This is a genomic window from Bradyrhizobium sp. 172, assembly GCF_023101065.1.
In the GTDB taxonomy this organism is placed as follows: domain Bacteria; phylum Pseudomonadota; class Alphaproteobacteria; order Rhizobiales; family Xanthobacteraceae; genus Bradyrhizobium; species Bradyrhizobium canariense_D.
In genome coordinates, this window is the sequence record NZ_CP064701.1 from 6,596,344 (window position 1) to 6,614,916 (window position 18,573).

The 18,573-nt window shown below is 56.8% G+C and carries 18 protein-coding genes and 1 pseudogene; 13 read left to right on the forward strand and 6 right to left on the reverse strand.

Going from position 1 to position 18,573, the window contains the following annotated elements; genetic code table 11:
- Positions 1-14 precede the first annotated feature (14 nt).
- A complete protein-coding gene (locus IVB07_RS31415; protein ID WP_247298780.1) occupies positions 15-758 on the reverse strand; it encodes a LuxR family transcriptional regulator in 744 nt (247 codons plus the stop codon).
- An 883-nt stretch (positions 759-1,641) separates the two neighbouring features.
- Positions 1,642-2,505: a hypothetical protein gene (locus IVB07_RS31420; RefSeq protein WP_018455422.1), complete on the reverse strand. Its 864-nt coding sequence runs from the start codon at positions 2,503-2,505 to the stop codon at positions 1,642-1,644.
- A gap of 1,689 nt (positions 2,506-4,194) precedes the next feature.
- Between IVB07_RS31420 and aepX the strand changes: the two genes are divergently transcribed.
- The 4 genes from aepX (at position 4,195) to IVB07_RS31440 (ending at position 8,186) form a co-directional block, all read left to right on the forward strand.
- Positions 4,195-5,067, forward strand: coding sequence for a phosphoenolpyruvate mutase (gene aepX, locus IVB07_RS31425; protein ID WP_018455418.1), 873 nt, complete (start codon positions 4,195-4,197; stop codon positions 5,065-5,067).
- Positions 5,068-5,429: 362 nt separating this feature from the next.
- Positions 5,430-6,230: a phosphocholine cytidylyltransferase family protein gene (locus IVB07_RS31430; RefSeq protein ID WP_247336995.1), complete on the forward strand. Its 801-nt coding sequence runs from the start codon at positions 5,430-5,432 to the stop codon at positions 6,228-6,230.
- Positions 6,231-6,237: 7 nt separating this feature from the next.
- The gene (locus IVB07_RS31435) at positions 6,238-6,843 is read left to right on the forward strand and encodes a CDP-alcohol phosphatidyltransferase family protein (protein ID WP_247363834.1); all 606 of its coding nucleotides are present in this window, start codon (positions 6,238-6,240) and stop codon (positions 6,841-6,843) included.
- A 233-nt stretch (positions 6,844-7,076) separates the two neighbouring features.
- Positions 7,077-8,186 carry a histidinol-phosphate transaminase gene (locus tag IVB07_RS31440; protein WP_247766841.1) on the forward strand — a complete coding sequence of 370 codons (1,110 nt, stop codon included), beginning with the start codon at positions 7,077-7,079 and terminating at the stop codon, positions 8,184-8,186.
- A 604-nt stretch (positions 8,187-8,790) separates the two neighbouring features.
- Here the strand turns inward: IVB07_RS31440 and IVB07_RS31445 are convergent.
- A pseudogene (locus IVB07_RS31445) lies at positions 8,791-9,263 on the reverse strand (transposase); the annotation flags it as partial.
- 82 nt (positions 9,264-9,345) lie between these two features.
- On the reverse strand, positions 9,346-9,579 hold the full coding sequence (locus IVB07_RS31450) for a hypothetical protein (protein ID WP_247285856.1): 234 nt from the start codon (positions 9,577-9,579) through the stop codon (positions 9,346-9,348).
- A 1,239-nt stretch (positions 9,580-10,818) separates the two neighbouring features.
- Here IVB07_RS31450 and IVB07_RS31455 point away from each other — a divergent pair.
- Positions 10,819-11,028 (forward strand): hypothetical protein, encoded by a 210-nt coding sequence (locus tag IVB07_RS31455; protein WP_247336986.1) that lies wholly within the window; start codon positions 10,819-10,821, stop codon positions 11,026-11,028.
- Positions 11,029-11,101: 73 nt separating this feature from the next.
- Positions 11,102-11,395, forward strand: a complete 294-nt coding sequence (locus tag IVB07_RS31460) for a hypothetical protein (RefSeq protein ID WP_247766842.1) — start codon at positions 11,102-11,104, stop codon at positions 11,393-11,395.
- Positions 11,396-11,627: 232 nt separating this feature from the next.
- Here the strand turns inward: IVB07_RS31460 and IVB07_RS31465 are convergent, their stop codons facing one another.
- Both IVB07_RS31465 and IVB07_RS31470 read right to left on the reverse strand, forming a co-directional pair.
- Positions 11,628-12,116 carry a hypothetical protein gene (locus IVB07_RS31465; protein ID WP_157642934.1) on the reverse strand — a complete coding sequence of 163 codons (489 nt, stop codon included), beginning with the start codon at positions 12,114-12,116 and terminating at the stop codon, positions 11,628-11,630.
- Between the two features lie 138 nt (positions 12,117-12,254).
- Positions 12,255-13,247 carry a hypothetical protein gene (locus tag IVB07_RS31470; RefSeq protein ID WP_247766843.1) on the reverse strand — a complete coding sequence of 331 codons (993 nt, stop codon included), beginning with the start codon at positions 13,245-13,247 and terminating at the stop codon, positions 12,255-12,257.
- Between the two features lie 801 nt (positions 13,248-14,048).
- On the opposite strand from IVB07_RS31470, the gene IVB07_RS31475 reads away from it, so the two are divergent.
- The 7 genes from IVB07_RS31475 (at position 14,049) to IVB07_RS31500 (ending at position 18,518) form a co-directional block, all read left to right on the forward strand.
- Entirely contained in the window at positions 14,049-14,237 is a 189-nt protein-coding gene (locus IVB07_RS31475) for a hypothetical protein (protein WP_247284135.1), read from the forward strand.
- Between the two features lie 179 nt (positions 14,238-14,416).
- On the forward strand, positions 14,417-14,551 hold the full coding sequence (locus IVB07_RS40495) for a hypothetical protein (protein WP_256466633.1): 135 nt from the start codon (positions 14,417-14,419) through the stop codon (positions 14,549-14,551).
- Positions 14,552-14,676: 125 nt separating this feature from the next.
- Entirely contained in the window at positions 14,677-15,150 is a 474-nt protein-coding gene (locus IVB07_RS31480; protein ID WP_247297715.1) for a transposase, read from the forward strand.
- Positions 15,131-15,484, forward strand: a complete 354-nt coding sequence (tnpB, locus tag IVB07_RS31485; RefSeq protein WP_148750250.1) for an IS66 family insertion sequence element accessory protein TnpB — start codon at positions 15,131-15,133, stop codon at positions 15,482-15,484. The genes IVB07_RS31480 and tnpB overlap by 20 nt, the downstream gene beginning before the upstream one ends.
- A 52-nt stretch (positions 15,485-15,536) precedes the next feature.
- Positions 15,537-17,108: an IS66 family transposase gene (locus IVB07_RS31490; protein WP_247766844.1), complete on the forward strand. Its 1,572-nt coding sequence runs from the start codon at positions 15,537-15,539 to the stop codon at positions 17,106-17,108.
- Between the two features lie 599 nt (positions 17,109-17,707).
- Positions 17,708-17,926, forward strand: a complete 219-nt coding sequence (locus IVB07_RS31495; protein WP_247338593.1) for a hypothetical protein — start codon at positions 17,708-17,710, stop codon at positions 17,924-17,926.
- 163 nt (positions 17,927-18,089) lie between these two features.
- Positions 18,090-18,518, forward strand: coding sequence for a hypothetical protein (locus tag IVB07_RS31500; protein WP_247400764.1), 429 nt, complete (start codon positions 18,090-18,092; stop codon positions 18,516-18,518).
- Positions 18,519-18,573 lie beyond the last annotated feature (55 nt).

Below are 18,573 nucleotides of genomic sequence, written 5' to 3' on the forward strand. Positions count from 1 at the left end.
CTCCATCAAGATGCTCACGCAGCATGGACATCAAAAATAAGATTGAGGCGGATCGCCACAATGACAGCTTGGATCCGGCTGGTCGCGCCCAGCTTTCGCATCGCGTTCTTAAGATGAAAGTTCACCGTATTCTCGCTGATTTGTAATATCCTCCCGATTTCCCAAGACGATTTGCCCTCTGCCACCCACCCTAGACAATCTAATTCCCGCTGTGATAGCGCAACTCTCATATTGCAGTTATCTTCCGCCGGACGTGTGATCTCCACACAAGCGGTGTGAAAGTGCCAGGCTAGTGCGTTCAGATGGCCTTTGGAATGTTGAGGATCGGCATCGTCGAACCGAGATGCAAACGATACGACCGATAATCGACCCAATGGCCCAAACAATGGTACACTCATGCCGTGCTTGAGACCGGCCTCTCTGGCCTCATCAAGTACGCGCCTTTCGTCGGGCTGTAGTTGATATTGCTCGGCGAGTTGATCCCACAGAAACGGCCGCGAAAGCGTCGGCGTCCGCCGGACCACCGGATCGATTTTGTGGTACTTTCGCTTAAAATATCGTTCACACCACTCGGGCGGCCACTTAACGGCCACGGCGGGCGGCGGATACTCCGGTAGGCGAAGTGGCTCTGCGAAATTGAGCGCTCCGTAAGAGACTTCGCTGAAGCCTTCGTCGCTGGCACAGCTCACAAGAAGCTCGAAAAGCGATCGGAGCGATTGCGTTCGCGTCGCGCATTCGGTGAAGCTGAAAAGATCCATTTTGGGCGCCTCAGCGGGCTGACCCAAGAGGTCGGTATTGCGCCGCTCGATTGAGCTTGTTTTAAGCGGAGGCAAGTTCCAATCCGTCGCCGAGCCGCTCCGCGGTCCCGAGCTCAACGAGCCCGGTGTCACCGCGGATGTTCGGCTTGCCGGCGAGCATGAAAAGAAGTGGGCCAAGGTCGTGCACGATCTACGGATCTGCATCGTCAGCCCCCAACTGATCTTCACCGCGCCGGCACCGACGATAGCCGGGTCGATGAGCAGCCCAACAGACTCGTCGCGCAAGTTTGGCTCCTTGCATGAACAATGCGCGGCGTCTGGGTGGCTTAGTCGCACGCCTTCGACGCGAACAATTCTTAAGGGTTGAGCGCGACCGGCCCTCGTGGTGCAAGACGATGTTCGTCGGGGGGATACCCCGATATGCCGGCAGTCGGAAATTCTGTTTGGTGCAGAGGGCACTTTGCATACGCATCTCCGGAAGGGAGAGAACCTAGGGATGAGAACAGCAAGGGTCGTACCAGTTGCACCGCTCCAAAAAATCGGGTTTAACGACAATGACTTGAGAGAATTGGGATAGCTGCCTCGAGCGCGTGCGTTGAAGAATTCGCGACAACAGGAGGAAAGCCGACAGCGCCATTTGGCTTAATTGTTCGTGACGATTGCCTGATTGGCTTTTTCTCTTGGGTGTGACCGGTGCCCCTGAATCGCTCATTATTGCGTGTCGCTTGCCAATAAACTGAAAACGAGCGAAAACGTTCAAGGACAGCGCATGCAGGCTGTCTGAATCCTCTGTGAGCCGAATCCGCTCTGGCCGACCAACACATGCACTTCTGAGGCACTGACGGGAGATGAGCGCTCGTCTGTCTAGTTGCGCGCCGACGCTTCAATCTGTCACTGCCGCTGTTAGCGGCTTACCGACGTTTCTCAGGACAGCGGCGCGGCAGTTGACAAACATCTGCTTCGTGTAATTCTCGCCGAAGTAATCCAGTACGAAGGTGCCTGTATAGTCCGGATCATCGCCCACGCTGCGGATTAGGTTGTCGAGAATCTCACCGATTTCGGAAATGCGCTCGCAGTAACGGGCACGGAGAACATTAACAGCGTTCATCGAGTGAACTGCCTCGTCGGCAACCACCTCTCTCAGGCAACGAAGGAAGCTGCTGCCAAGTCCGGCATAGAACTCTCTATCCGCAGCATAGGCGCGGCAAGTACACATCTCATCAAATGCGATCATTACGATCAGAGAGAATTCGTCCTTCAAGTATTCATTGATTGCAGAAAAACTATGCGATCGAGCCTCCAATCTGTCTCGAAGATCTTTTTCGGATTCACCAGCGACAAGCTCCATGATCCGGATGAAACTATCGGTGTGACGCTCTTCATCCGCGGCCCAGGCACTAATAAACGCCTCAGCTTCGTTGGTGGCGATCAGATTTCGGTTGAACACTTCTTGTTTTAAGTGCCTCGCGTCGTATTCAGTATACAACTCTGGCCACAACTTGTCCCGACGTGCGCGCACAATCGATGGTCCGGCCGTGAACATGGCCGGCGTCAACTCATCGAAAATGTCTTTTGGATTCCAGTTCCGTCGAATCGGCGCAATCATCCGACTGTCCTTCTCTGTGAGCAGCCTGGCAGACGGCGCTCGCAAAGCACACTTGCTCCACACGAAGTATGCTGTCGCCCCCTCGTTTTGGTGGGCAATTTCGAGACGGAACTCATCAAACGGTTTGAAACTCGCGATCATCAACAGAAGCTCATGGGGACGGTCAACGTTTTATAGTCCGCGTGTAGTGTAGGCTGCGGCATCCCATCGCTTTCTTTGCAAACCGCTCCCTTTGCTTGCGCGGCAGGCGAACTGGGGGTCGCGGCGGCTTCCCGGCGTGCGTCAAAGCAGAGAGCCGACTGAAGGAATTCTGGCCGATTTGGTGGCCGCCGCAGGAGCTTCGCTCGGATGTGAAGGAGCTTGAGCCAAGCTGGGACCATCAGCTATGACGGGTAAACCGGACTTGACCTCCCAACGCCTTTGATCGCCCCTTTTGACCCGATCCAGGCGTTCAGCCCTGACGACATCGTTCGCGGCATGGCGCCCCGCGGCTGCCAAGGAGATTCCCGAACTGCATTTGGAGCGGCCTACGCCATTCTACCTAACGAATATCGACGCAGGTGGCGATGGCGCGCGATGCCCAACATTGAATGATTTCACTTCGCATGGAGTTGCGAGGGGTCGGCCTGCTTCTGGAGCAGCAAGCCGAGGTTGCGTGCCTTCTTCCTTACTGAGGTGATATGGCGATCGAGCCCCGGCTATATCGAAGGCCACGCGAATGGTCAAAGCAGGAGGCGCAGCGATTGATAGCTCTCGCGCGTCAGAAAACCTGCGCCGTCGGACCCGGTATCTGGGTTGGACTCCGCCCGGCGCCGACAGTGCGGTCGCGATGTGTGTCTCTGTCCTAATTCCCACGGAACAAAAGCGCAGCCGTTTGTCGCCCCTCGGACAGACGGGCCAAATCCGCTCGGCTCCAACTTCACTATTGGAAGCAGTCATCGGTTGGGGAGACGAAATGGAACATTTCCTATTAATTGAAATGACGCGACAAATATGTCGAGCGGTGCAAGCAGCGGGCTTTCGATCATCTCGACCGAGCTGATCTTAGGAACTCGGTCGCCTCGTTTGTGCGCAATATGAACGCGCTTCCCGATTGCGAGTTGCCAAACTACTTGGCAATGCTTGGCGGTTCGCTTCTGACGGCGAACGATGCGCTCGGCCGGAGAACGCTCATTGAGGGATTGAGGTGATGGTCCGATGATCAAGCCAGCGAGGGTCTGGGCCCGCTCAATTCCTTGGGGAGGGGATGGCGCACTACCGAGCTTACCTTTTGGATCACGACCGCCACGTTATAAGCGCGGCCAATTTGCAGTGTGCCGACGAGCAAAAAGCACAGGAACGTGCTCAGCAGCTAGTTGATGCCATCGACATCGAGCTATGGCAACTCGACGGACGTATTGCGGTGTGTTTGAAGCCGCCACAAGCCGAGCCTCGCACGTGGCAGGACAGGCAAGACCGCGGCGCCCTACAGACAAACGAAGCGTGCGTGAAAGTTAAGCGCGCGTCTCAGTCCTAGGCTTCGATTGATTGCGGATCACAGGCGCGGGATAGTTAGGGAAGACGCCCGGCATGGGCTGCAAGTTGCCGATGTAGCGATTGACCACGCGGAAGATGGCTCTTGAGCACTCCCACACGGAGCAGGTTTGCGGGCGCGGTCAACTACCAACCCTCGCAATTGATCTAGATGACGGAAGCAGGTCACCTATCGATTGATGAAATCGGCCGGTCTACACGTTAGGCCCGTCATCACAAGGAATTGGCATGCAAGACCGATTAGCATCTGTTCGCGCCAACGGCCCCGATCACTCCGCTGGTTCCTCACCTGCTGAAATGCTGCGGGCCGAAATCTGTTGCCGCAGCGAGCTATCGTTCCTCATGGAAGCGCATGATGGTCTCTCCGCCGCAATCGCTGAGCGCGCGGGGTTCAAAGGCCTCTGGGCGTCCGGCCTGTCAATTGCCTGCTCCCTGGGCTACCGCGATGCCAACGAAGCGTCGTGGAGCCAACTCGTAGATGTAGTCGAGCGGATCGTGGACTCGAGCGGACTGCCTGTGCTCGTTGACGGAGATGGCGGCTTCGGGAATTTCAACAACGCGCGCCTCGTGACACGCAGCCTCCGTCAGCGTGGAGCAGCCGGCGTGGCGCTCGAGGACAGTTGCTTTCCGAAGATGAACTCGTTTGTTGGGCATCGGCACCCCCTCGCCGATATCGACGAATTCTCTGGCCGCCTCCGGGCAGTGAAGGATACAGTCGCGGACGACTTGATCTTGGTGGCAAGGACCGAGGCGTTGATTGCTGGGCATGAGATGGACGAAGCACTTTCGCGCGCTCACGCCTACGCCGACGCGGGAGCCGATGCGATCCTCATTCATTCGCGAAGGAGCACCGCGGACGAAGTCCTTTCGTTCGCGCGCGCTTGGCAGAACAGACTGCCGGTCGTGATCGTTCCGACGAAATACTATCGAACACCGATTTCTGTATACCGAGAAGCCAGCATCTCTACGGTGATCTGGGCCAACCAGTCTATGCGAGCGGCAATAGCGGCAATGCGTCAAGTCTGCGGTCGCATCATCGCTGAGGAAAGCACCGCGAGCATTGAGCCGCACATCGCTACTCTCGAGGAAGTCTTCGAACTGTTCAAGTACGACGAACTCGCCCGTGCGGAAACGCGATATTTGCGTCCCGACGCTGAACTGCGCAAATAGGGTTTCGTCGACACAGGAGCGCATTTTCGTTGTCCACCTACTGTCCTGGACTTCCTCCTAGCTGGCCAAGTTCGACTGCAATCTCAAATGCCTAACCATTGCACTGAGATGTCCTGAGATAGCGTAGCCCGCCTCACTCAACCGAAATGCGCACTTTGCCATCTCGGCAGCTCGAGGCACCGGATCCACCGCCTCCCTTCTCTCTGGTGAAAGGACCGACGAGAACCATTTGTCTGTCTTAACGCTTGGGCTCCATTTTCAGATGGCTCCGGCAGACCTGATCTCGCTTCAGCACGCTAAAGCTGGCGCAAGAAGTCCGTCGGTGTTTCACCTTAGAGGCGCGACGAAAAAGGAACTAAACTTTGACCGATGCTCCCAAGAACGCCATCATTCTCGCCGCTGGCTGCGGCTCCCGCCTGCGTCCTCTGACAGATCTGCGGCCGAAGTCGCTGGTCGAGGTCAACGGCACTTCGATTCTTCACAACGCTCTACACAATCTGGAATCTGTTGGCGTGGAAGAGGTGACGATCGTGGTGGGTTACCGCAAAGACGCCATTCAATATGCCTGCGGTAGCAACTTTGGCGAACTCAAAATCAAATATGTCGAGTCGACCGTCTTCGACCGCACCGGAAGCGCCTATTCTTTGTGGCTGGCGCGCGACGCTCTTCTCTCCGGAGACTGCTTTCTTCTCGAGGGCGACGTCTTTTTCGAAGAGGATGCGCTGCGACACTTGATAGTCTGCCGCGGGACCGACGTAGCTGCAGTCGTTCCCTTCGATGATTCAATGGAAGGGTCGGCCGTCCTGTTGTCGCAGAACGGCTTCATCTCAGGCTTTCGATTGAAGCAAACCGCGGCAAATCTTGTTGCGGATGGCCCAAAGCTTTTCAAGACGATGAACCTCCTACGGCTTTCAGCGCCGACACTCAAGGCAACGATCGTTCCGACACTGGACGATATCATCACCGCTGGAGCTAGGCAGACCTACACCGAAGAACTTTTGGGTTATCTGATAGCGAGGCGAGGCCTACAGCTCGCCGCGGCGCAATGCGACGGCCTCAGCTGGTACGAAATTGATAATGCTGACGATTTGGAGATTGCCGAGCGCATTTTCAAGGACCGAACGAATGCCTACGCGGCGAGACGTCATTTGCAAACGAGGTGAGAGTTCAATGCTGAAATACCTTTGGGATCCAGCGAACGCGATAACGATCACAGGTCTTCTCTTTTCCTCCGCCAGCCTGTTTTTAGCTCTCTCTGACCGCCTGGAGCTATCTGTGGCAGCGGCGCTTTGGGCTGTTCTATCGGACCACCTGGACGGGTTTGTGGCAGGTCGCACGAAAGGTCGAGATCCAGATGTCGCAAAAATGGGAGCGAGCCTCGACGGCTTTGCAGATATCATCTATGGAGCCGTTGTGCCTGCGGCAGTTGTGGTACAAGTCAGCCAAGCTTCACAAGTCGCGTTTGCGACCGCAACCGCTCTACTGGTGACGGGAGCAATAAGGCTTAGCTACTTTGCGAACTTTGGCAGGTCGCGTGATGGACGGTTCTTGGGCATCCCCTTATCATACGACGTGCCGCTCCTGGCGCTTCTATTTCTTTTTAAGCCTCTTATTCCTGCTGAAGCATTTCCGGATTTCGTGAACATTGCCTTCTTGCTGCTCGCTATAGCGCATGTCGCGCCTCTTCGCGTGCCACCACTCAGCGCAACAATGTATACGGCAATAAGCATCTTCGCCGTCGCGTCATCGGTGCTTTTAGCCAGTCGCTCCTTTTGATTGCGGATGGAAGTATGATCCAGCGACTGGCCTTCTTGGGCTTGCAGGCTTCACTCCATGCAGGTCACATGATGACGTGTAGTCTCGCCAACCCCGGCGTGCACCAGACTTGTTGCCGAGAACATCTCCGCACGGATCGGCACTGCTCGAGGCTTGTTCGCCGGGAGCTTGTCGGGAGATCGCGACCATCCTACGATTTTCGTTTGCCCTGAAACGTTGAGCTAGTCGCACTCATGAATACCGCAGCACAAATGGCCGTATCCCTTAGGCCGGACGAGGTTTCTGACCTGGTCAACCGATTCCCCGGCGGCTATTGGAAATATGACATCAAGGACTTCGTCCTTCTGGTAAATCCATATTTTCCGCCGCAGGCGTTCCTTGACGAACTTAAGAACGCTCTACCGCGGCTTATTACTTGCTATCCCTCTCCTAATGCGCAGCTGGTCCAGCTTCTTGCGGATGCGGTAAAGACGCCGGTTAATAATCTTGTCATTTGCAATGGCGTGGCTGAACTGATTCCCATCCTCCTTGGCCGACTTGGTATGCGGATTGCTGTCCCGGTCCCAACCTTCAATCCCTATGAAACCACCGCCTTGCTCGGGCGGTTGTCACGCTTTTTCCTGTCACCGCCAGATTTTGAACTCGATGTGCACCGCTATGCAGCATTTGCGCGTGCAAATGGTGTCGACGCCGCAGTCGTGATATCGCCGAATAATCCCACCTCGCGGATGGTTCCCTATGCGGATTTACTATATCTGGCTTCCGCGCTTCGAGCTCAACAGCAACTCCTACTGATCGATGAGTCATTTATCGAGTTTAGTGAGCTCGGGCGAAGTGCAAGCCTGGAAAATCATCTGCTGGAATTTCCGAACGTGATCGTTCTCAAAAGCCTTGGAAAGATTTACGGGACATGCGGTTTACGGGTCGGGTATGCGGCATCAGCAAATGTACAGACGATGGACGAAATTAGAGCCGCCCTCCCCACGTGGAATGTTAATACGTTTGCTGAGTTTTTTCTAAGCAAGCTTCCTCACCTGGCGCACGCTGCAAAGCAGAGTTGGGTGAGGGTGGGCAGCGACAGGGACAAACTATACGCAGACCTGCGCAGCATCGACGGAATGAGAGTTCTGAAGCCCGACGCAAATTTCGTGTTCTGCGAACTCCCGCCCCATTGGCCGGATGGGGACGTGATCGCCCAAACACTTTTAAAAGATAGACGGATATTGATCAGGCACAATGGCGGCAAGACTCTTCAGAATGGTAAACGATTCTTGCGCATCGCAAGCCGCACTGAAGACGACAATAGGCTTTTGGTGGAAGCACTGAAAGACATCTCTGATTAGCGCAACCGACGCCGGTACTAAGCCTTCTCATGGCTGATCCAGAAGGAAAGAAACTTTAGTTGGGGGCCAGAGCTGCAATCGCAGAACACTCCATTACTCGATCTAGCGGAATCAAAGCAGATCAAGGCCCCGCGGCAACCACATCGCGGTTCTCTTCGCGCCGTCGGCGACCACAATCTTCCAGCGCGGATCGGCTATGTACAGCACTCTTCATGCTGACCTAATCTGGTATGTGACACAAGAGCGCGTCCGCGCTGGCGGACGGAAGTCCGCCATGTTCGACTAATAAGGCGCGAAAATTGCCCCATCGGGTCACATGCCCATCCTCAAGCCACGCACACTGAGTCTGCTGTCCAAGTGCGAGCGTCGTTCTCCCGAACAAGCCTCATCATTTCCACCTTCGCGATGTTCTACCTCGCCCACCGGGCGTTGACGGTCTGAAAGCGGGTTCTCCCGATTCTCGGAACGAGGTATCTGCATTAAGTCGTCATGCGCTCGTCTATTGGTGTTGCCATCTCGTAGTCCGCCAGCCTCAGGCCGCGAGCGACAGCTTCCGCTCCTTGTAGTCTCGCCCCCGACAATCGATAATCCTTGGTAACTCCGCTGTCCCGTTGCGCCACTTGGCCGACGCGATGCCGAGTTCGGCCAGGTGCCCGCGCAGTGCATTGCTCAACATTGGTAGGCTGGCGCACCAGCGATTGTCGAGTCCGGTGCAGCATCAAAACGGCTGCTGCTCCGTCGTCTCTTGACCGGGACAAAACGCATCGGCGGCCGCGTCACAGCCTCACAGATCGCAGCCGCATCATTCGTAGCGTTCTTACTGCGATTGAGGTAGGCCTTCACATAGCTCGGAGGTGTCAGTCTGACCGTATGTCCAAGCGCCTGAAGTTCGCGGCCCCAATGATGCGCTGAGGGTCATGCTTCGATCCCAACCAAACAACGTGGCTGCTGGCAAAAATACTCCAGCACCTTTGCCCGACTTACCCGCTTCATCAGGACCGCGCGCGTGACATCGATCCGATGCACTTGGAACAGCGACTTCGCCAAATCCAGACCAATCGTGCTAACCTCACCCATGACGGCTCCCTCAACGGGCAGATCACGCTTCCCAGCACGCCCGGCATGTTCCGGCGGTACCAACTTGGTCGGCTTGGCGATGTCAGGCGTGCTGAGCAACATCGCCGATGTCCCGACTGGTCACAAGGATGAACTGCAGATGATGCAGTGACGACCATCTTCGAGACCGGCCGGTCCGGTGGCCCGCCGCAGCCTTGAGCAGCGGCATGCCATCGAGCGCCGGTTCGTCGGGCTCGACCAGATACGTCAGCAAGGCGCCAGGTGTATTGCGTTTGATTTTAGCCAGATCAGCGCGGCGGTGGTGACGATTACTCACAGTGATACCTCGTCGTCTCCCGCAATCGTTTCTCTCACCCAGTTTGTCGTCGTAGCAAGCCATCTGGTGGTGCCTTGCGTGGTGGGCGTGGCGCGCGGCGGTGCATCATGCTGTAACGCGCCAAACGCTCGCGGCATGCGCGCGTTCTGCACGCCCCCGAACAGAACCGCAAGCTGGAGCGCTGCAGCGTTTAAGCCCTGCCGCACTGCTCGCACGTCCTGCGCCGTTCCGGAGGACTCTCGCCCTCGTCACGAACGTGGAAGACACGGCGGCTCGTGTGTCGGGCATCGAACCTGAACTCACGACGACGCTCCGGCAAAACACCCAGACGCTGGGATAATCGACGAGCAGCGGTGGGCTGACGTGTGACTGCTGGCTCGCCTCGATTCAGAACGGCACAGCCGGGGTCAAAATCTCAAACAAGGTAAATGCGCCAAGCCCAACCGCTCGGCGCCCAGAGGGAGCGGCTTGCGTCAACATCCGGGAATTCTGCGGCCGACAAGCGGCTTGGAACGACTTCCCGATTGCAAAGTTTTCCTGTTGCCCTTTGCCAGCGGGTGGCTGCCTTTCCCAAGGGGCAGCCTCAAGACAGCCCCAGCTTCACCGCCCTGAAGCTGGGGTCCTTTTGCTCTCTCAATGGTCTCGGACCGCGCTGACCGAAGCAGCCACCCTGCGGCAATTAGCCTGACGTATTGAAATCCGATGTTTACCCATGATAGTTTTCACTTTTACGCTCGCGCTATTTGCTCTGAAGCCGTCCTGATAGTGCTTTTTGTGCTGGGGAGGACATTATGCGAAGCTCTCGCCCAATCTTTTGTGCCCGACGACTTAGTGAACTCATTTCTCAGCTCTCAGAGTTGGAAGATCTTCGAGATCTGGTCGAAGAAGCTGAGCGAAGCGCCCGAGGTGTGCCTCCACTACGCTGGACACATCCTCCGTCGCGCCGCGTTCGACGTGGTGAACGGGTCGCTTTGTCTGTTCGCCTCCGTCGCCACGCGGCACTAAGGGGGAATGCAGGAGCTATCAGCTCCCCCTGACAACGACAACCAAGTCGATTGGGCTTTGCCGGAGCCATTCCTGGACGGATGGTGGGCTTCCTCCTAAGCCTCTCCAAACGCTGGCTTGACCAAGAGATCGATCGAATGCTGGTGGACTACCCACCGTGAGAAGACACCTGACAGCCCTGTCGGACTATTCTTATCGTGGCCATAGCCCATGCAACAGAAGGGCCGTTCGCCAATGGACGAATTCGCGATGCTTCTCGCCGAGCTGGACCGGTGCAAGGCGGAATTTCAGCACCTGCAGAAAGAACTCAATCTCGCGACCGGCGCCGGGCCGACCGACATAGTAGCGCTTCAACACGCGGCCCGCCGGATGAGCGGCATCGCAGCCCGCCTCGAGGCTTTGACGCGCGCGATCTCGAAAGGTACGGCCAGCGGAGTACATTGAGCACTCCCCTCCCTTCCCTTGAAGAGAGCGAGCCGACATCCCTGAGGGAAAGGACGCGACAAACCCTCTATCGGTGGTGGTGTTTGTTCATCATGGTAGCCGCGCGGGGAAGTTAAATGCCCGCACCGATCGAAGGCCTTTTGCATTTTTCGTTTTGGTAGCCTCATCGCTGGGGGTATTCCTTTTTGCCGTTGTTGCTTATGTCCTTAATCACACCAATATTGTCGGCCTGGCGATCAATGCTGGGTTGGTCGGGCTAGGAATATGGGCAATTGTGACTTGGCCGCATGATTCCGGCGCGTGGTTCATTGCCTTCTGTGCTTTTGCGATTGGCGGGTTCAATCTCTATTCAATGTTGTCGGAATAAACTTCTCTTCTTCGTTCCGATCGAATCGAAGCCTTCGACATGGCGGGTCTCGGGCGACCCGCAACGGCTCGAAGATTGTGATTGCATAATAAGACTTCTCCCGATGCTGAGATGACTTCGCTCGACCAACGACGTGATGAGGATGGCGGCCATGGAATTTTGCGCCCCTCTGGAGGTTCAGTGACTTGAAGGGAGTGAAGGCAACCGTCGAGAAGGCGACCTACGAACGCCATTACGGGGCTATGACCCGAATCGGGAAGAATAGCGCCACAATCACGAGACAAACGCCAAGTCCAGAGATCGCAAGGTTCATCGCAATCCAAAACTGATTCAGACGTAGAACACTCAGTTTCGGAAATTCTCGCGTGTTGTCATCATCCGCGATCCGTCTGATGCTTCTCAGAGGGGACCCTGGAAGCAGCGCATCATAGGCATCACGATAGCCCCGTGCGCGCCGCGTGTGTAGCTGTATACGCTCGTATTGCTTCGCGGAAAACACTGCTCCGAACATGCCGAGCAGAACGAGTAGCAGTGCAGGCGGCAGGTCCAAAGGACTCAGCGTCTTGTCCGAAGTCATGAAGGCGATGACTGCGCCCGAAATGCCTATGAATGTAGATGCTACCGCCGCTCGTTGCGTCTCGTGATGACGCGCTTGGATCGAATTCTCTGAGTACATTTTCCAATGCGCATCGCGCAAAGTGGAGTCGTGTTCATCAGGCACTGGACCCTCCCGGCGTAGGAGCGAGTTTCCCAACAAATGAGACCACAACATTAGCAGAAATGCCACAGGTTGATAGTCCCTATGTGCTCACCCCTGAAGGGAGTCTAGCCGAAAATCTGCACCGGAATAGCGCCGCTGTTATTGGGGTCCACCCGTATACTTGTCAACCGTCGACATGAGCGGCTTCGGGGTCGACAGATTGAACATCAGCCCGAACCGAGCATCGGGACCAGTCTTGTCCGGCTCGTCGATCAGCTCGTAGAGATCAATCCACTCGATGAACGAATACTGAGAGAACCTCGCCAGCATCGCATCCAGGTTTGAGTTGCAGGCCGACATCGACGCCGACGTCGAGGTGTTGACGAACGTTGAGTCGTAGATCTCGGCGCCGTTCATCTCATTGATGGCGACTGGAACGCCGTAGCTCGACAGCTTTGTGAACAGGTTGAAATTGGGACGAACTCCGCCCCAGTACTTCGTCGGGTCCACGCCGGCATGCTCGTAATAGTGATAGCCGAGCACATCGACCTTGACGCCATTCGCCTTCATGAAGTCGATGTAGCCGAACATCGTCGATGTGGTGCCGACGATGCGCCGAAGGTTTCTGCCGGTGTCGCGGCGTACCTGCTCGATCGCGTCCGACATTCCCCGCAAGAGATTGGCGAAGTCGACCATCGACGGATATGCAGCGAACTCGGCAGAGGTCCATCCCTTGCCGAACAACGGAGAGCCGTTAGCGTCACGGACGGTCAGATTGATCTCGTTACCAAGTTCCCAGTCGCCGACTGAAGATGCGAACTGGCGAACAAACGCCAGGGTCCGATTGTAGCCCTGGGAGTAGATCGCAGCAGCGTCGCCGGCAGGATACTTGCCGGCATCGGTCTTGTCGCCCCACATTAGCGGAAGCGCCAGAACAGGTTCAAGAGTGACGCCATAGTTGGCGGCAAGGCCCACGATCGAGGTGAAGCGCGTCGCTGCCCATGGATCAGTGTCAGCCGCCAGAGGAATGGTCAGGCGGTATCGCTTGAGTTTATGTGCGGCGAGCGTCCTGAAGACGTCCTCGTCATTGATCTGGCGGTACGCCCCGGAGGCGAACATGGAGTGGCCATTGACGCCGATTTGAATTGTCAATTCTGTTCCTTGATTGCGCGAGAAAAGAAGAGGATGCCGTTTCCAGCAGATCTGATTTCGGGCGCGGCGGGGTAAAGGAGGAGAAACCCCGCCGCAGTCGGGCCGCAGCAGTCGGCCGGCGCTCTGTGCCGCCGCTCTCTGTTCTGTACTGCGACTATGGTTGTATTTTGGCCTACTCTCCCCTGAGGGAGTGAACGCTAGACCTGCCGCCCGTATGGGCAGGTAGCCTCAACTTTCGGCGAACGATGATATTCGCGCCGTGCTAGCTTTCGGCATTCCCGCACGGTTGGCGGAGGAAGCGGACCGGCACCTGACAAAGTGCAAAGTTCAATGTGGCTAAAAATGTGCGCTGTTTCACAAAAGTGCACAGACTGCCGGGCTAAAGTCATACACGCTTACTTTCCCTCGTACGTTGCGCCTGCACTATTTTTTGGCTTTCATTGTTTTGTGTTGGAGGCATTGATGAAGAGCTCTCGCGGTCTCCTTTTTGCCCAGCGGTTGAACGAACTCAATTCTCGGCTCTCAGAATTGGAAGAACTTCGAGAGCGGATCAAAGAAGCGGAGCGACGCGCCTGCGGTGCACCGTCACTACAATCGACACCAAAACTCCGAAGTCTCGCGAATATCGATATCTGTCCTGACACTCGTAACCGGGCACGCGCCGCTTCTATGCGACGGACTTCCCGAAGGGCGCGACCGGCGCCCTAATGGAGTGGCCGGATTCACCTATGAAAATGCTGGAACTGGAGAGGACTGCGACGCTGCGGCCATTCCAATCGTCCAAGTATTGCGGGTCGCTCCATGGTTTCAGCCGATCAGTCGAACGAGAACACCGTTGTCGCTACGCAGTTGCCGATCGCGGGCAATTGGCGCCTTTTCGAGTGGATTTGGGGAGTGAGCTTTTTCCTCAGCATCATGCTGGCGATGGCGGGATGGCTCTACGTGCTGGGCACGCTTTCCATCAAAGTTGTCTATTGGCTAGCTTCCTAGCAGCTTCGCGCGACGCGCCCATTGCCGTGAAGATTACCATTAAAATTTGACCGAGATTTTAGAACCGTCCTTCAGCGGTCTTCCGGTGCGCTGTTTGAGCATTCATCAGTGGAGGCACTCATGAGATATCTACCTGACCATGGCCTGCTCCTTGTTCAACTCAAAGAGCGTCGCCGCGAATGGTCGTGGCGCTGCAGATCGGCCCGATCAGCGATGACGAACTGCAGAAGATTGCAGCCATACAGCAGACCAGCTCAGCTTTCGAGGATGTCATCGCAGATCTCGACACGGAATGCCTTGATCGGGCGGCTTGAGACGAGCCAATCAGGCTTGCGCACGCCCCGGATCTGGATAAGGGTAAGCGCGAATTTCCCTGCACCTTTTGCTTTTGAGTGCTCTGATGCATGAGGTGTCCACCAAAATAGGTGGACACCTTGTGATGGCAGACGATGATCAGAAACTGCGGGTCAGGCTTGTTGGTCGGAACGGTCGCCGGCGCTACGAGGCGGCATCGAAGGAGCGTCTTGTCGCGAGTTGTCTTGAGCCTGGCGTTTCGGTATCGAGACTTGCGCTCGAACACGGGGTCAACGCGAACCTGCTTCGGAAATGGATCAAGAAGCACACCGCGACCAGGTCTCTCCCGCGGTCTCCCCCATCGGCGTTCATCCCGGTTCAACTTGAGGGGGCTTCCGATCGCGCCCTGTCGCGGGGGAGCAGCGTGGCGATGGTGGGTTTGCCGGCGGCTTGCGATGAAGTGCGCGGGTCGGAACCCAAGGGGACTACAGCTTTTTGTTCTCCGGCCAAAGTGAGCGCGTCGCTGCCGAACGGCGTGAAGGTCGCGCTGGAATGCGGCGATGTGGATGCATTGACGGCGATCATCGGAGCCCTGGGCCATGTTCAGACTGGGCGGTGACCTGCAGGTCTATCTGCACCGTGAGCCGATCGACTTCCGGGCTGGCATCAACAGCCTTGCGGTTCTGGTCCAGGAGACGATGGCGCTCGATCCGTTCGCTCCGGCGGTTTTTGCGTTCTGCAATCGCCGTTGCGACCGGATGAAGTTGCTGTTCTTCGACCGGTCCGGCTTTGTGCTGGTCCTGAAGCGGCTGACCGAGGACAAGTTCCGATGGCCGCGCCGCCAGGAGGCGGTCGTCACGCTGACGACCGAGCAATTGCACTGGATCCTTGACGGCATCGATATCGATGCGATGGTCCGCCATCCGGTGCGGCAATATCAGGTTGCCGGCTGAGCTCTCGACTTGAGCGGTTGACGCGTCGGTACGGTTCAGATTCAAGAATCCGATGAATCGAACCGGCGAACCGAGTGTCGAAGCGCTGTTGGCGCGCATTGCTGCGCTGCAGGTGGAGAATCGTCAGCTCACGGAGCGCGTCGTCAGGCTCGAGGAAGAACTGGCGCTGGCACGCCTGCATCGTTTTGCGCCGCGCAGCGAAAAGCACGTCGACCGTCTGTTCAATGAAGCCGAGCAGGCCGCCGACGAGGATGATGCCGGCAGCGAAACGGACAATATCGCCGAACTTCCGGACACGGGCTTGCCACCCGTCGAAAGCACAACGGGAAAGAAGCGCGGCCGCAGACCGCTGCCGGCGAACCTGCCGCGTGAGCGGGTCGAGTATGACCTGCCCGACGATCAGAAGGCGTGTCCTTGCTGCCGTGGCCAGATGCATCGCATGGGCGAGACTGTCACCGAGCAACTTCATATCGAGGTGAAGGCGAAGGTTTTACAGAATGTGCGCTTCAAATATGGGTGCCGCCATTGCGATCGCACCGGGATCAATGCCCCTGTCGTGACCGCGCCGATGCCGACGCAGCCCTTGCCGGGCAGCGTTGCCACGGCCTCAACGCTGGCGTTCGCGCTGGTTCACAAATATGTCGATGGCACGCCGCTCTACCGTCTGGCGCAGGCCTTCGAACGCGCAGGTGTTCCTGTCAGCCGCGGCGCTTTGGGTCACTGGGTGATCGGCTCGAGCGAGAAGCATCTGCATCGCATCTCAGACGCCCTGAAGCTGCGGCTCAGACTGCAACCTCTCATCCATGGCGACGAGACGACGGTTCAGGTCCTGAAGGAGAAGGACAAAAAAGCCACCAGCACATCGTACATGTGGGCTTATCGCAGCGGCCAGGGCAGTCACGAGCCCATCGTTCTTCTGGATTATCAGCCGGGCCGCGGCCAGATCCACCCGCAGGCCTTCCTCGGCGATTACCGTGGCATCGTGATGAGTGACGGCTATACCGCATGGCGCACGCTGGAAGGGACCACCCACATTGGATGCATGGCCCACTCCCGACGGCGCTTTGTCGATGCCCTCAAGGCGAGGAAGAAGGGCGGCGGCCCGCCAGAGCAGGCGCTGCGGTTCTTCGAACAGCTTTACCGGGTTGAAAGGCAGGCGCGGGACGAAAAACCAGACAGAGGCGAAACGCCAGATCAATGCATTCGCCGCTTCCGCCAGCAACACAGCATTCCCGTCCTGAACGCCCTCAAGGAATGGCTCGATCAAATCGCCCCGAAGGTCTTGCCCGACAGCAAGCTTGGCGATGCCGTATCCTACACTCTGAACCAATGGTCATATCTGACGCGCTACACGCAAGACGGCAGGATGCCGATCGACAACAATCTCCTGGAGCGCGATATCAGAATCTTTGCCACTGGCAGAAAGAGCTCGCTGTTCAGCGACACCGTCGAGGGAGCCAGGGCCAGTGCCGTCGTCTACAGTCTGATGCTGACCTGCCGCGCCTCACGCGTCGAGCCGTTAGCCTGGTTGCGCCACGTGCTCACCGAATTGCCTCAGCGCGCCGACGACGCCGATATCACCGACCTGCTGCCCTTCAACTTCCCCAAAACCGCCGCTGCCTGAACGGGTCAGATGCCGCCCTCGATACGAAGGCCATCCGTCAAAAGCGCGGGCGTCATCGTGCGGAGAAAATCGCGCTTACGGATAAGGATCATGCCGCTACCGGCTCGCGTATTGGGTGGCCGCCCCACCTTTTATTAGGACCATTGGCAGGCCGCCGTCATCCCCAGGATGACGGCGGTATGATTCAGGGGCGACGAGCTAGCCTAGTAGCGCGAGCACTCTCAATGCCGCGCAGCCGATCATTCCCCAAATCGCAAGGCTAATCAGCAACGCATCGCTCATCGCATCCATCCTGCGTATCCCCTGGTGCAGAGTGGCGGTGGTTCGAAGAAGTGACCAGAAATTCCCGTTGTGCGCCGCAAGGCCAGCACGTACTCGCCTCCCAACGAGAGAGCCAATACCCTGAGAGAGTGGAAGGACTGCCATCTGCGCGAACCAGATCGCATCGACAGTCGCGCAGATGACGACAATCTTACGCAATAACCTTTACGAACAAACTATGCGTCTACTTACCGAGGAGAGCGAACCGCATGTTGCTAGCCAACATAGATTCAGCCAAAGACTAACACTGGCTGGAGGCAAGGCCGAGGGAACGGCTGATGCCAAGAACTATCCAGGAACAACTGGACCAGGTGGAACGTGATATCAAACTTTACACTGAATTCGATAAGGCCGAAAAAGCTCGCTTCGATCGCGAGTGTTACCTCTGGACCGCGGAAGACCGCATCGAGTGGCAGGAGACGCAGCTTTCCAATGCTCAATATCTTCGCGAACTAAACGACGAGCGCGTTGCGTTGCTTAAGCGGCTAAAGGGGTGAGCGGCTGTTGGCGCAGCGCGGTGCCCTGAAGGGAGTGGACCGCCTGTCCTAGGGAGTGGACGGTTGGCGAGGGGAGATTTACGCTGCGATTGTCCAGCCGAGAGGAACCCTAAGTAACTTTCTCACGTAAACACTTCTAAGATGGCATTTTCGGAGAAGACCCATGGCCAACGCGAACCTCGCAAACCCGTTTGCCAGCTGCTCAATGAAGCTGAAGCGCGCTCATTCCCATACGGAGGCTTTCGCGAGAGAGTTTAAGGCACTCGACGGGACTGATTTTGCTGCAATGTATGTAAATTATAATCGCGCCAGCGGTGATTTCGACCTTAAGTGGGGCGGATCGCAGCCCTTCATTGTCGATCTACAACTCACCGTCGCAGACTCGCTTTACAATCTTCGGTCGGCATTGGACCAAGCAGCATGTGTATGCGCAGAATTAGGCGGCCAAGCTGCAGACGGAACGTACTTCCCCCATGGGAAAGATGCGGCACATTTCGAAAAGAATTTAGAGAAGCAATGTCGCAGGGTACCCCAACATTTCGTGCAGATTATTCGTGAATGCGAGCCATACTGTGGGGCAAGGGATACCTAATCCGTGCCCTGCACGAGCTAAACATCGTAGGCAAGCATCGCCGTCTTATCCAGCA